General features: G+C 62.6%; 12 protein-coding genes and 1 riboswitch. Of the genes, 4 read left to right on the plus strand and 8 right to left on the minus strand.

What is annotated here, in order from left to right:
* Positions 1–221: 221 nt before the first annotated feature.
* The 5 genes from C7G61_RS26825 to alaS form a co-directional block, all read right to left on the minus strand.
* Positions 222–467 (minus strand): hypothetical protein, encoded by a 246-nt coding sequence (locus C7G61_RS26825; RefSeq protein ID WP_244608478.1) that lies wholly within the window; start codon positions 465–467, stop codon positions 222–224.
* Between the two features lie 99 nt (positions 468–566).
* Positions 567–746: a hypothetical protein gene (locus C7G61_RS44055; protein ID WP_145963692.1), complete on the minus strand. Its 180-nt coding sequence runs from the start codon at positions 744–746 to the stop codon at positions 567–569.
* 18 nt (positions 747–764) lie between these two features.
* A complete protein-coding gene (locus C7G61_RS26830) occupies positions 765–1445 on the minus strand; it encodes a DUF2270 domain-containing protein (protein WP_108519697.1) in 681 nt (226 codons plus the stop codon).
* 357 nt (positions 1446–1802) lie between these two features.
* A complete protein-coding gene (locus tag C7G61_RS26835) occupies positions 1803–2273 on the minus strand; it encodes a hypothetical protein (RefSeq protein WP_145963693.1) in 471 nt (156 codons plus the stop codon).
* Positions 2274–2483: 210 nt separating this feature from the next.
* Positions 2484–5159, minus strand: a complete 2676-nt coding sequence (alaS, locus tag C7G61_RS26840) for an alanine--tRNA ligase (RefSeq protein ID WP_190242001.1) — start codon at positions 5157–5159, stop codon at positions 2484–2486.
* A gap of 211 nt (positions 5160–5370) precedes the next feature.
* Positions 5371–5461: riboswitch (glycine riboswitch) on the plus strand.
* A 137-nt stretch (positions 5462–5598) separates the two neighbouring features.
* Here alaS and gcvT point away from each other — a divergent pair.
* Genes gcvT through gcvP form a run of 3 tightly spaced genes read left to right on the plus strand, consistent with a single transcriptional unit; the run spans position 5599 to position 10020 of the window.
* A complete protein-coding gene (gcvT, locus tag C7G61_RS26845; protein WP_108519700.1) occupies positions 5599–6744 on the plus strand; it encodes a glycine cleavage system aminomethyltransferase GcvT in 1146 nt (381 codons plus the stop codon).
* A gap of 25 nt (positions 6745–6769) precedes the next feature.
* Positions 6770–7135, plus strand: coding sequence for a glycine cleavage system protein GcvH (gene gcvH / locus C7G61_RS26850; protein WP_108519701.1), 366 nt, complete (start codon positions 6770–6772; stop codon positions 7133–7135).
* An 11-nt stretch (positions 7136–7146) separates the two neighbouring features.
* Positions 7147–10020: an aminomethyl-transferring glycine dehydrogenase gene (gene gcvP / locus C7G61_RS26855; protein ID WP_108519702.1), complete on the plus strand. Its 2874-nt coding sequence runs from the start codon at positions 7147–7149 to the stop codon at positions 10018–10020.
* 107 nt (positions 10021–10127) lie between these two features.
* Here gcvP and C7G61_RS26860 read toward each other — a convergent pair whose 3' ends face one another.
* The 3 genes from C7G61_RS26860 to recA form a co-directional block, all read right to left on the minus strand.
* Positions 10128–11111 carry a hypothetical protein gene (locus tag C7G61_RS26860; RefSeq protein WP_108519703.1) on the minus strand — a complete coding sequence of 328 codons (984 nt, stop codon included), beginning with the start codon at positions 11109–11111 and terminating at the stop codon, positions 10128–10130.
* On the minus strand, positions 11108–12115 hold the full coding sequence (locus C7G61_RS26865; RefSeq protein ID WP_190242002.1) for a hypothetical protein: 1008 nt from the start codon (positions 12113–12115) through the stop codon (positions 11108–11110). The genes C7G61_RS26860 and C7G61_RS26865 overlap by 4 nt, the downstream gene beginning before the upstream one ends.
* A gap of 115 nt (positions 12116–12230) precedes the next feature.
* Positions 12231–13325: a recombinase RecA gene (recA, locus tag C7G61_RS26870; protein WP_108519704.1), complete on the minus strand. Its 1095-nt coding sequence runs from the start codon at positions 13323–13325 to the stop codon at positions 12231–12233.
* Positions 13326–13937: 612 nt separating this feature from the next.
* Between recA and C7G61_RS44895 the strand changes: the two genes are divergently transcribed.
* On the plus strand, positions 13938–14108 hold the full coding sequence (locus C7G61_RS44895; protein ID WP_190242003.1) for a hypothetical protein: 171 nt from the start codon (positions 13938–13940) through the stop codon (positions 14106–14108).
* The last annotated feature ends 324 nt before the right edge of the window (positions 14109–14432 follow it).

Consider the following 14432-nt stretch of genomic DNA (forward strand, 5'->3'; position numbering starts at 1 on the left):
CGTGCGCGCTGATATCCATGATGGCCCGGAGCACCACACGCTCCAATCAGAGGCCGGATACATTGATGCAAGACCGCATCTGCCAGGTTGACGAAACCTCTTGCAACGCGCGGCCGGACCATACATTCGGGTCAGAACGATTTTCGATTGGTTAGCGCCAGTTCGAAACTGGCCGAGTCGTTTGCGAACTGTTGCTCGTCTCTCAGTAGGCAGGCTAACCACTAGGCCGGCGCAAGATCGATCTGCTCAAGCCGATTTCTTTCCGCATCATAAACCTTGACCTGAAGGTTGGGAAAACGCCTCTTCAAGTCTTTCGCTGCTTGATTGGCAGAGTCCTGGGTCTTGAACTCTCGCTTCGCTTGGCCGTCCACGACAAGTGCATAACCACTTGTCGGAAGGTCGGTCGGCGCCCTGCTGGTCGGCGCTCGCGCAGCCATAGGCGCGCCCTGCGTGCGTTCTTGGCGCATGAGAAAACTCCTTTTGGGGGATTGCTTATATAACGCCCCACCGGCCCAACGGTTCCTGGCGCAGCGACGGATTTATCTCAGAATGAAGTGGACCCCTCATCAATATTCGATCGCCGCCGCCGCACGCCGGGAAATTTGTGATGGGTGCGACAAAAAGGCTTTTGCAACACCATCAACCATAAGCAGGCGTAGCCGTTCGATCTCCTCACCGGCGAGCAGGAACGGCCTGACAAGCGTCGCTCCGCACGTTTTGACCGGTCTATCCACGTTTATCAGCAACGGCACCTCGCGCTGCCGCTAACCCATCGCCACCTTGTCGCCCGCGGCCCCGTGCTGGCGTTGGTCGAACCACATCGTGCCGAGCGCAAACGCCAGCCACCCGAAATTGTAGACAAGGCCTACCATCAGAACAATCCAGCCGGGGATCGGCCCGACAGCGGCGCGATCGGCAAATTCCGACAAGGTCGACGCAGGCGTCGGATGGATCGCTATCTTGCCGTAATAGGCAATGACCTGGACGGCGAGAATCCAGACGTAGTTGCGACGCAGCCGCCGCCCCGCCGCGCGGACAAACGAAATGTGGTGGCGGGGCGCCGTGTAGTCGCGCCCGAGAATCATCTGCCAGCTATCGTCGCGGGCTTCACCGGTGAATATTGGCGCGTAGAAATTCATCTCCATCCATCGAGCGCGGGCGCGCCAGACATTGAAGTAACGATAACGTCGCGCCTCCATGCCGAGAAAAACGGCAATGAGCAGGCCTACGAGCAGGAGTGGCAGGGGGGAAGCCTCCGGGCTCGAAAAGGTCGTCGACAGAGCGATGCCCATCGTGACGATCGCCCAGTTGGTCGTGTTGTCGAGTCGCGTTCTCCAGATCGTCGAACGGTAGACTTCGCCCCGGTAGAGATGAGCGATGGCGCCCATCTCAGCAGGATTGAAGGTGTGTTGGAGGTGTGTTTCGCTGGAAGCCGTAACAGACATGGCAGGACTCCGGTTGTCCGAACCGCAGATCACCGGCGTTGACCGGGAGAGTCCGCATCATCGACGCCGACGAACCTATCCGGAATTGTGACGTCGCAACTATGCTCGCCCCGGGGCCGAATTGCCAGCAACAGATCCAGCAATAGAACGGTGCACCACACCATCCTGAGCCGCGGCCGCATCAGGTCGCACCCTCTAAGTTCCCGCAACAGAGTCAGGATGGCGAAAGCGGCACTGCATACCGCGCAGCGGGATCATCTGAGCGCAGGAGAACAGCGGCATCAGAACTGGCGCAGGACCATGGTTCGATCGATTGGGAGATGGCCCCTGGCCGAGACCCGGCAGGTCGCGGCGTCCCTACCTCTTGGCCCCGAGATACGTCGTCCATACGGCGCTGGCTAAAGTCTGGGATGCTTTCCGAGCGCATGTCTTTTCGACTTCCGCCACGATCGACGACACATTGATCTTCGGCTGTGTTTGGCCACTCGCCGCTGCAACATAATTAAGTCCCGTCCAGAAACCGTGAATCCAGACCGTCCCCTCCAGTCGGTGCTCTTCCGTGGACCGCCAGTGCGCGCAACTCATGCTCCCGACGCCAATCATTTCGACTGAAACCTTGGCGTCCTGCGCTGAGGCCACGCAGACGGAAGCGCCGAAGACGATTGACGCAAATAGAGATCGCTTCACCATCCACCAGATCATCCTGGCACCTCTCGCCTGAACGCCAAAAGTCGGCTGTCGCGTAAGTCCAGCGATCGGGTTGTCCACCGGAATGCCGCTACCAAATGATGCCCGCAAGGTTCGCGGCACCATCGAGGGTTCGATCAACGTGGATTCTCTGCAGCATCACCACGAATTAGGCTGCAGCGTGACGAATGAAGGTGACGTCAGCCTTTCTGCCGCTCCCACGTGTAGGGGCGATGGATGGCGCCAGGATCACATCCTGCTCGGCAAAGTTGGTCCATCAGCCATTGCAATCGCAGCGACAGCGCTAGCGATCAGGAGCTCTATGAGTCCACGCCCGAGCCTGCCTGCGCTTCAGGCGCCGGCCATCGCCTGTTCGATCGCCGAGAGCGCCGCGTTGGCCTTGGCGCCATCGGGCCCGCCGGCCTGCGCCATGTCGGGCCGCCCGCCGCCGCCCTTGCCGCCGAGCGCCTCGGAACCCTTGCGCACCAGTTCCACAGCGTTGAAGCGCGCCGTGAGATCGGCGGTGACGCCGACGACGATACCCGCCTTGCCGTCCTCGGTGACGCCGACGATCGCGACGACGCCGGAGCCGATCTGCTTCTTGCCGTCGTCGACCAGGCTCTTGAGGTCCTTGGTCTCGACGCCCTCGACCGCGCGGGCCAGCAGCTTGACGCCGCCCGCTTCGCGCACGCCGCCGGCCACAGCCCCGCCATTGGTGGCGCCACCGCCCATCGCCAGCTTCTTGCGCGCATCCGATAGATCGCGCTCGAGCTTCTTGCGCTCTTCCATCAGCGCCGCGATGCGCGTCGGCATGTCGTCGACCGAGGTGCGCAGCTCCAACGCCGCGGTCTTGGCAATCGCCATTGTATCGTTGGCGTGCTTGCGCGCATGACGCCCGGTCAGCGCCTCGATTCGCCGCACGCCGGAGGCCACCGCGCTTTCGCCCGTCACGGTAATCAGCCCGATATCGCCGGTGCGGCGCACGTGGGTGCCGCCGCACAGTTCGACCGACCAGCCGAGCGCGTTCTGCCCCTGTTCGCGCGGGCCCTTGCCCATCGAGACCACGCGGACCTCGTCGCCGTATTTTTCGCCAAACAGCGCACGCGCGCCGGCTTCGCGGGCGTCATCAACCGCCATCAGCCGCGTTGTCACCTCGTCGTTTTCGAGCACCACCTCATTGGCGATGTCCTCCACACGAGCCAGTTCTTCCGCCGTGATCGGCTTCGGGTGCACGAAGTCGAAGCGGAGCCGATCCGGCGCTACCAGCGAGCCGCGCTGGGCGATGTGGTCGCCGAGCACCTGCCGCAGCGCCTCGTGCAACAAATGCGTCGCCGAGTGATGCGCGCGGATCGAGGAGCGCCTGCCATGGTCGACTTCGAGCTGCAGCGCTGTACCCACCTTCAGCGTACCCTGCTCCACCGTGCCGATATGCACGAAAAGATCGCCGGCCTTCTTCTGCATGTCGGTGACGCGGAACTTGACGCCCTCGCCCGTCAGCACACCGGTATCGCCGACCTGGCCGCCGGACTCCGCGTAAAACGGCGTCTGGTTCAGCACGATCGCGCCGCTCTCGCCGGTCTTCAGGCTATCGGCGTCCTTGCCGTCCTTCACCAGCGCGGTGACCACGCCTTCGGCGCTCTCGGTGTCGTAGCCGAGGAATTCGGTGGCACCGAGCTTTTCACGTAGCGGAAACCAGACGTTCTCGCTGGCGGTATCGCCCGAGCCTGACCACGACGCGCGCGCCTTGGCTTTTTGCTTTTCCATCGCGTCGGTGAACGAAGCCTGGTCGACGCTGATACCGCGCGATTTCAGCGCGTCCTGCGTCAGATCCAGCGGGAAGCCGTAGGTGTCGTACAGCGTGAACGCGGTATCGCCGTCGAACATGTCGCCCTTTTTCAGGCCGGCGCTCTTCTCGTCGAGAATGGCGAGGCCCCGCGCGAGAGTCTTGCGGAAGCGGGTCTCTTCCAGCCGCAGCGTTTCTTCGATCAAGTTTTCGGCGCGCACCAGGTCCGGATAGGCCTGCCCCATCTCGCGGACCAGCGCCCAGACCAGGCGATGCATCAATGGCTCATGCGCGCCGAGGAGCTGCGCGTGGCGCATCGCGCGGCGCATGATCCGGCGCAGCACATAGCCGCGGCCTTCGTTCGACGGCAGCACGCCGTCCGAAATCAGGAAGGCCGAGGAGCGCAGATGGTCCGCAATGACCCGGAACGACGCGACGGTCTGTTCCTTCGGTCCGGTGCCTAGCGCCGAAGCAGTCGCGTCGATCAGATTACGGAAAAGATCGGTTTCGAAGACGCTCTCAACGCCCTGCAGGATGCAGGCCATGCGCTCCAGCCCCAAGCCGGTGTCGATCGAAGGGCGCGGCAGCGGCTGGCGCTCCTCCTTCGTCACCTGCTCGAACTGCATGAAGACGAGGTTCCAGAATTCGAGGAAGCGATCGCCGTCCTCTTCCGGGCTGCCCGGAGGCCCACCCCAGATGTGCTCGCCGCGGTCGATGAAGATTTCTGAGCACGGCCCACAGGGCCCCGTGTCGCCCATCGCCCAGAAATTGTCCGAGGTCGCGATGCGGATGATGCGGTCGTCCGAAAAGCCGGCGATCTTCTTCCAGTGTCCCGCCGCCTCATCGTCGTCGTGGTAGACGGTGACGAGCAGCTTGTCCTTCTTGAGCCCGAACTCCTTTGTGATCAGCTTCCAGGCAAGCTCGATCGCGCGCTCCTTGAAGTAATCGCCGAACGAGAAATTGCCGAGCATCTCGAAGAAGGTGAGATGGCGCGCGGTGTAGCCGACATTGTCGAGGTCGTTGTGCTTGCCGCCGGCGCGCACGCATTTCTGCGAGGTGGTGGCGCGCTGGTAGGGTCGCTTCTCGACGCCGGTGAAGACGTTCTTGAACTGCACCATGCCGGCATTGGTGAACATCAGGGTCGGGTCGTTGCGCGGCACGAGCGGCGACGACGGCACGATCTCGTGGCCGTTCTCCGCAAAGAAATCCAAGAATTTCGACCTGATCTCGTTGACGCCGCTCATGTTCATCCAATCGGAAGTATGCCCGGGTCGGGCCGCAAATAGCCCAATCTTCCGGCGGAACGCTTTTAGACAAGGGCCGCCGTGCTGTCCAGAAACTGTGCAGGCGGATCATGGGCTTGCCGCAGCACACAAGATAGGCGCGCAAGTCCCGTTGATAATGCTGCGGCTGCGTTGACAGGCTTGGCAGGGCTGTGTTTCCCTCCTATCTGTAAGACGTCACGTCGGGAGAGATCGGCTTTAGCGCCGGCGCCGAAGGAGCAACCGCCCCGGAAACTCTCAGGCAAACGAACCGCGTGACGAACTAGCATCTGGAAAGTGACGCCGGGCGGCTTTCGCCCAAGGCGTCCGCCGACGGGATAATACTCTCAGGCACAGCGACAGATGGGGCTTTCTTTCGGGTTTTCGGGGGCTGGTCCCCGGAACCCCTGAGGGTCCCTGGATGCTGGCACGCGACGAATCTCACCTGAAACGCACCCCGTTGCACGCGCTCCATGTGGCGCGCGGCGGCAAGATGGTTCCCTTCGCGGGCTATGAGATGCCGGTGCAATACGCCTCCGGCGTGCTCAGGGAGCATCTGCATACGCGCGCGAGCGCCGGCCTGTTCGACGTCTCGCATATGGGCCAGCTCGCGCTGCGTCCCAAATCAGGCCAGGTCGCCGATGCGGCGCTGGCGCTGGAGCGGCTGGTGCCGCAGGACATCGTGGCGGTGGCACCGGGACGGCAGCGCTACGCGCAGTTCACCAATGAAGACGGCGGCCTCCTCGACGATCTGATGGTGGCGAATTTCGGCGATCATCTGTTTCTGGTCGTCAACGCCGCCTGCAAGGCCGAGGACGAAGCGCATCTGCGCGCACATCTCTCCGAGACCTGCGTCATCGATCCGCTGGCTGACCGCGGCCTGATCGCGCTGCAGGGGCCGAAAGCGGAATCGGTGCTGGCCAAATTTTGTGCAGACGTATCAGCGATGCGGTTCATGGATACCGGGCCACGGCAGGTCTTAGGCTTCGACTGCTTCGTCTCGCGCTCCGGCTATACCGGCGAGGACGGTTTTGAGATTTCGGTTCCGGCCGAGCACGCCGAGACGCTGGTGACGGCGCTGCTGGATAATCCGGACGTGCTGCCGATTGGCCTTGGCGCGCGCGACAGCCTGCGGCTGGAAGCCGGGCTATGTCTTTATGGCCACGACATCGACACCACGACGACGCCGGTCGAGGGCGCGCTGGAATGGTCGGTGCAGAAGAGCCGCCGCACCGGCGGCGCCCGCGCCGGCGGATTCCCCGGCGCCGAAAAAATCCTCTCGCAGTTTGAAAAAGGCGCGTCGCGCCGCCGCGTCGGCTTGCGGCCCGACGGCCGCGCACCGGTGCGCGAAGGTGCGCTGCTGTTTGCGGACGCCGCCTCAAGCGAACCGATCGGCAAGGTCACGTCGGGCGGTTTTGGCCCGAGCCTCAATGCGCCAGTTGCGATGGGCTATCTGCCGACATCGCTGTCCGCCGACGGCACGCAGGTTTTTGCGGAGGTGCGCGGCCAACGCCTGCCGCTGCAGGTCGCGGCCATGCCTTTCGTTCCCAACACCTACAAACGCTAGTTCTGCAAACGCCAGAGGAAGTTTCATGACGACGTTGTTCACCTCAGACCACGAATGGCTCCGCATCGAGGGCGATGTCGCCACCATCGGGGTCACCGACTATGCGCAGTCGCAGCTCGGCGACGTCGTGTTCGTCGAACTGCCCAAGGTCGGCCGCGCCTTGAAGAAGGCCGAAGCCGCCGCCGTGGTCGAATCGGTCAAGGCCGCCTCCGACGTCTATGCGCCGATCTCGGGCGAAGTGCTCGAAGTCAACGAAGCGCTCGCCGCCGAACCCGCACTGGTGAATTCCGACGCCGGCGGCAAGGCCTGGTTCTTCAAGCTGAAGATTGCAGACAAAAGCGAACTCGGCGGCCTGATGGATGAAGCTGCCTACAAGGCACATACGGCTTAAGGAAGAACGCCATGAACGCGCCGCTGAAAACGACCGCCGAAGCCGCCACCGATTTCGTGCGCCGGCATATCGGCCCCTCGCCCCGCGACATCGCCGCGATGCTGGACAGCGTCGGCGCGAAAAGCCTCGCTGAGCTGATGAGCCAGACGCTGCCGTCCTCGATCCGGCAGAAGGCGCCGCTCGATCTGGGACCCGCGTTCAGCGAAACCGAGGTGCTTTCGCATATGCGCGAGCTCGCCGCGCAGAACCAGGTGTTCACCTCGCTGATCGGCCAAGGCTATTCCGGCACCATCCTGCCCGCGGTGATCCAGCGCAACATTTTAGAGAACCCGGCCTGGTACACGGCCTACACGCCGTATCAGCCGGAGATCAGCCAGGGCAGGCTGGAAGCGCTGTTCAATTTCCAGACCATGATCTGCGACCTCACCGGGCTCGACGTCGCCAACGCCTCGCTGCTCGATGAGGCCACCGCCGCCGCCGAAGCGATGGCGCTCGCCGAACGCGCCGCGCAGGCAAAGGCAAAATCATTCTTCGTCGACGCGGAAGTGCATCCGCAGACGCTCGCCGTGCTGCGCACCCGCGCCGAGCCCTTGGGGTGGAATGTGATCGTCGGCGATCCCCTCACCGATCTCGACAAGGCCGAGGTGTTCGGCGGCCTCTTGCAGTATCCGGGGACGTCAGGCGCGGTGCGCGACCTCAGGCCGGCGATCAATACGCTGCACGCCAAGGGGGCGCTTGCCGTCGTCGCGGCCGACCTGCTGGCGCTGACGCTGATCGCCTCGCCCGGCGAACTCGGCGCTGACATCGCCATCGGATCGGCGCAGCGCTTTGGCGTGCCGATGGGCTATGGCGGCCCGCACGCGGCCTACATGTCGGTGCGCGATGCGCTGAAGCGTTCGCTGCCCGGCCGTATCGTCGGCCTGTCGGTGGATTCGCGGGGGGCGCCGGCCTATCGGCTGGCGCTGCAGACCCGCGAGCAGCACATCCGCCGCGAAAAGGCCACCTCCAACATCTGCACCGCGCAGGTGCTGCTGGCGGTGATCGCCTCGATGTACGCGGTCTATCACGGCCCGGAGGGGCTGACGCACATCGCGCGGACCGTGCATCGGCGCGCCGTGGTGCTGGCGGCGGGCCTCGCAAGGCTCGGCTTTGCGGCGCAGTCGCAGGCATTCTTCGATACGGTGACGGTCGCGGCCAGCGCCAGGCAGAATGAAATCGTCGCCCGCGCGCTCACTGAGAAGATCAACCTGCGGATCGGTCAGGGCCGGCTCGGCATTGCCGTCGACGAGACCACGACGCCTGAAATCGTCGAGGCGGTGTGGCGCGCGTTCGGCGGCATGCTTTCCTATGCGGAGGTCGAATTGACCGCGCGCGAGACGTTGCCCGTTGAACTCAAGCGCGATAGCGCGTTCCTTGTCCATCCCGTGTTCCATGCGCACCGCTCCGAGACCGAGCTCTTGCGCTACATGCGCAAGCTCAGTGACCGCGACCTCGCGCTCGACCGCGCGATGATTCCGCTGGGCTCGTGCACGATGAAGCTCAACGCGACCACGGAGATGATTCCGTTGACGTGGCCCGAGTTCGGCAGTCTGCATCCGTTCGCGCCGTCCGAGCAGGCCAAGGGCTATCATGTGTTGTTCAGGCGGCTTGAGAAAGCGCTGTGCGACATCACAGGCTATGACGCGATCTCGCTGCAGCCGAATTCGGGCGCGCAGGGCGAATATGCCGGGCTGCTCGCGATCCGCGCCTATCATGCCGCGCGCGGCGAACCGCATCGCAAGGTCTGCCTGATCCCCTCCTCCGCGCACGGCACCAACCCGGCCTCCGCACATATGGCCGGCATGGAGGTGGTGGTGACCGCGTGCGACGCGCGCGGCGACGTCGACGTCGACGACCTCCGCGCCAAGGCGGAGAAGCATTCCAAAAATCTCGCCGCCGTGATGATCACCTATCCCTCGACGCATGGCGTGTTCGAGGAGCATATCCGCGATATCTGCGAGATCGTTCACGGCCACGGCGGCCAGGTCTATCTCGACGGCGCCAACATGAACGCGCAGGTCGGTCTCTCGCGGCCCGGCGATTACGGCGCCGACGTCTCGCATCTCAACCTGCACAAGACGTTCTGCATCCCGCATGGCGGCGGCGGCCCCGGCATGGGCCCGATCGGCGTGAAGGCGCACCTTGCGCCTTATCTACCCGGCCATCCCGCCATCGACGGCGCGGTGGCGGCTTCCGTAGGACCGGTGTCGGCGGCGCCGGCAGGCTCAGCGTCGATCCTGACCATCTCCTACATCTACATTTTGTTGATGGGCGGCGAAGGCCTCACGCGCGCCACCGAGATCGCAATCCTGAACGCCAACTACATCGCAAGCCGGCTCGATCCGCATTTCCCGGTGCTCTACAAGAATGCCAAGGGTCGCGTCGCCCACGAATGCATCGTCGACCCCCGCCCCTTGAAGGCGACCAGCGGCGTCACCGTCGACGACATCGCCAAACGCCTGATCGACTACGGCTTCCATGCGCCCACCATGAGTTTTCCGGTGCCGGGCACGCTGATGATCGAGCCGACCGAATCGGAATCGAAGGCCGAACTTGATCGCTTCTGTGATGCCATGATCGCGATCCGAAGCGAGATCACCGAGATCGAGGCTGGCCGCTGGAAGGTCGAGGCCTCGCCCTTGCGCCACGCCCCGCACACCGTGCACGACATCGCCGACGATGCGTGGAGCCGGGCCTACAGCCGAGCCAAGGGTTGTTTCCCCGACGGCGTCTCGCGCACGGACAAATATTGGAGTCCAGTCGGCCGCGTCGACAACGTCTATGGCGACCGCAATCTGGTGTGCTCGTGCCCGCCGGTGGCGGACTACGCGCAAGCCGCGGAGTGATGCTCTTGTAGGATGGGTAGAGCGAAGCGAAACCCATCATGGTCATCACCGCGGGTGCGGCACGGTGATGGGTTTCGCTTCGCTCTACCCATCCTACGGCCACGCCGCTACGGCACGAGCAGGACGGGGTCCCAGCGCCACAGCCGGTCGTTGGTCAGGCGCGTGCCGCCCCACCAGCGATCGATCGGGTTATGGCGGCTGAAATCTTCAGCTCCCGCCAAAATTGCATTGCCGAGCGGCGTGAGCGATAGCCGGCTTTCCTTGTATCGTTCAAGTCGCTCACGCTCATTGTGCATCTCCAGTGTGAAGGGCCATTCCGCGAGGCCCGACACCGCGGGCATCGGGGCAAGCCCGAGCCCTTCCAGGAGAGCACCCGCTTCCCAATAGCCGAACACCCGGTGCTGAAAGCGCTGCCTATAATGGGGAAACACATCGAACGGATGCACGTAACCAGCCGAGATCAACTCGAGCATCCGCAACTCCGACGCGCCCAGCCTGGTTGCGCGCCCCGGTAACTCTTCGAGCATTTCCAGAACGCATCGCCGAAGGTGCGGCAAGATGCTCAGATCCCTGCCCAGCAGATCGAACCACGCGTGCGGCGTCGGTGCCCGGAAGGCCTGCCACGCAAGGCTTGCGATCTCGAGATGGTCATCGGTGATGGCGACGCCCATGAACTTCGATTTGGCGAGACGCGCTGGCTCTGCCTCGCCGAGAGAGGCATCCACGTGTCGCAAAATTATCCTTAAGGTTTTCGCCCGCGGGCCGAGATAATCCAATAGCCAGATCAATACCAGTTGGGCGTTCGGCTCGGTTTCCATCCAGAGTTCGACCGTTTCGCAACGTTCGCAAGCCTCGAGCAGTCCGAGATCCTTGATGCCGAATTTCTGACGGCGCTGCGGCGGCACAGAATCGAGCCAATGCGAGTCCGGCCCTTGCATTGTCCTTGCCGCCCAAAATGCCGCAAGCTCCGCATCGGAACGCGGCGGCCCCCAAACCAGCCGAGACTCGATGGCAATCGCCAGATCGGCAAGACCGGCCGTTACAGCGCAGCCCGCACTTGAGGAATCTGCCGTCAGGATCAAACGCGTCACGGTACGCCTCGTTCAGACTGCCTGCAGAAGGGCTTGGTCAGCGCCGGATTCCAGCACCAGAGCCGATCGTTGGTCAGGTGGGTGCCGCCCCACCAGCGGTCGATTGGATTATGCCGGCTGAAGTCTTCTTTGTGGGCGAGAACAGCCCTGCCGAATTCGGTGATCGACAGCCGGCTGCGCAAGTAGGCTGGGTGCCGGTCCCGCAAATTTTCGCGGTCGAGCGTACGCAGCGTGTCGTCGAGGCCCGCCACGGCCGGTCTGGGCCCGAACGCCAGCCCATCCAGCAAGTAGCCGTATTCCCACTCGCCGAAGATGCGCGTTTGCCGCAGCTGGTAGAGATGGAAGAGCGCATTTGTGAGCGAGTACCCGCGCGCGATCAGCTCGAGCATCCGCATTTCCGTGGCGCCAAGCCCGGTCGAACCTGACGGCAGCTCTTCGAGCAGATCGATCAGGACGGGTTTGAGAAGCGGAAGCGCGCTCAGATCCTTCCCGAGCAACTCGAAGCAGGCTTCCGGCGTCAGCGCCCGATAGGCCTGCCAGGCTGCGCTTGCCGTCTCAAGCTCCCTTTCGGTGACATCGACAACCACCGGCCGCCACCTGCCGAGCTGCCTAAGCTCGATCATCGCAAGGTCAATCAGACAAAATTTCAACTTCGCGATCGTCTCCGGATAAGACCGGAAATAGTCGAGCAGCCAGACCAGTTTCAACTGAGCATTGGGCTGCGTGTCGAACCATAGTTCGACGGTTTCGTATTGATGACAGAATTCAGCCAGACTGAGATTTCTGCACTTCCTGTTTTTGCTCTGGTTCCACCCCAAGGCAAAATCCGACCAGTGACACCCGCGTGCGACTTCTGACGTGCGCGGGCCGAGATAAGTGGCGAGTTCATCCGGCGAAGGCAACTCTCCCCAGCCGAAGCGAAAGAAGAATTCAACCGCGAGATCGGCAAATTCCGGTTCGTTGAATTCCGGGACCGACCAGCCGGTCAGGATCAGAGGCTTCATCGCGCTCATCCGCACTACACCTAACAAGACGGGCGCTGAAGACGTCGGCAACTCAACGTCTACAACACCCGTCCGTCACGTTTCAGGCCTTAACCCCTGACGCGTTTCTGATAGCTTATTCCTCTGCCGCCTCCGGCTCCTCGCCATCCGCGTCGCGCTCGGCGGGACCGGCGAGGATCTGCTCGGCGATCAGGCCGGAGTTCTGGCGGATCGCCATCTCGATCTTGGCGACCATGTCGGGATTGGCCTTGAGGAAGGCTTTTGAGTTCTCGCGTCCCTGGCCCAGCCGCTGGCTGTCATAGGAGAACCAGGCGCCGGACTTTTCGACGATGCCGGCCTTGACGCCGAGATCGAGAATTTCGCCCATCTTGGAGACGCCCTCGCCATACATGATGTCGAATTCGACCTGCTTGAAGGGCGGGGCCAGCTTGTTCTTCACCACCTTGACGCGGGTGGTGTTGCCAACCACTTCGTCGCGCTCCTTGATCGCGCCGATGCGGCGGATGTCGAGGCGGACGGAGGCGTAAAATTTCAGCGCATTGCCGCCGGTGGTGGTTTCCGGCGAGCCGTACATCACCCCGATCTTCATGCGGATCTGGTTGATGAAGATCACCATAGTGTTGGACTTGTTGATCGAGGCGGTGAGCTTGCGCAGCGCCTGGCTCATCAGCCGCGCCTGCAGGCCGGGCAGCGCGTCGCCCATCTCGCCCTCGAGTTCGGCCTTCGGCACCAGCGCCGCCACCGAATCCACCACAAGCACATCAACCGCGCCGGAACGCACCAGCGTGTCGCAGATTTCCAGCGCCTGCTCGCCGGTGTCGGGCTGCGAGATCAAGAGCTCGTCGATGTTGACGCCGAGCTTGCGCGCATAGACCGGATCGAGCGCGTGTTCGGCGTCGATGAAGGCGCAGATGCCGCCCTTCTTCTGCCCTTCCGCCACCGTGTGCAGCGCCAGCGTGGTCTTGCCTGAAGATTCCGGCCCGTAGATCTCGACCACGCGCCCCTTCGGCAACCCGCCTACGCCGAGCGCGATATCGAGCCCGAGCGAGCCCGATGAAATGGTCTCGATATCCATCGAGCGGTCATTCTTGCCCAGCTTCATCACCGAGCCCTTGCCGAACTGGCGCTCGATCTGGGAGAGCGCGGCAGACAGGGCCTTGGTCTTATCCATGGAGGATCCTTCAACGATACGCAGGGCAGTGGCGGACATAATACGTGCTCCTTATGGCGGGGATTCGCGAGCGGGACAAACGGGCGATGGAAGGTTTTAGGATTCGACGGTGTATAGGAATTTCGTACCACGTTTGTTCTATGTTCGCAATATGTTCTTTTTCCCGGAAATGGCAATGGCCTGTTTCAACCCCTGGTAGCCGGTTTTGAAGTTAACGGTGGCCTAATTTGATTTTGAGCTTAGCCTTCACTGCCTCACAAGAAGATAGAGGCAACGCCCGTGAAGTCTCTCCATTGCAGGTTCAGCAATCTGTATGGCTTTCGCAGCTTCGAATGGAGCCGCTCTGGCGGAGTCGCTGGGATATCAATGCCGCTCCGCCTGCTAACGCCGAGGTCGAAGTTATGGACAATAAAATCAAGGAGTGCGGAGGCCGCCGACTGAGGCGGCCTTTTTCGTTCAGGCCTGCCTTTTGCGAGCGGGCCTATTTCAGCCGGTACCTTGGACACGTGAAATTTGGCCACTGGTGTCCTTAAGCAGACTTGCCAGTTTCCCGACTTTTCATAATTCCGTAATTTTACGGGCGCGGACCTTCACGCGGCCCGCCGGCTTAAGTATGAATCGAGGCTTGGGGTCAATCGACGGGGTGCGTAAATGACGGGACACACTCAATTGGCAATAACACCACGCGACCGTTTTCTTGAGACGGCGCAAAAGGAACTGGCCGCCTTCGAGCAGCGCGAGCGTGAATTTTCCAGGAAGGAACGGCAGGAGCGGGCAGCAGAACTACAAATTCCCGTCTACAAGGGCGGACTTCACAGTTAGGCGGAGGCCTGTAACAAGACTGTCATCGATCGCTAATAGCCGTAGCGGACCATCCTTCGAGATGGATCATCAAAATGGTTAGACTCATAAAGCCGCCCAACAGGGCGGCTTATTTTTTGATGTTTTCCAGCCGGACGGCTCCAGCTACGTAACCATACGGAAGTGACCCGGCGCGCAGGGCTCGGCATGTTTCCGCGGATGGGCCGACACATCCTTTTCAAATGCCCACGGCTGGGCACCAACGTACAGCATTGGCTTCCGGCGGCCTCGCCGGGGGACGCCAGTTCCAATTCCGCCAGTTCCTATGTGTCCGTCGTCTGCCTC

This window comes from Bradyrhizobium algeriense, from assembly GCF_003062295.1.
Lineage (GTDB): Bacteria > Pseudomonadota > Alphaproteobacteria > Rhizobiales > Xanthobacteraceae > Bradyrhizobium > Bradyrhizobium algeriense.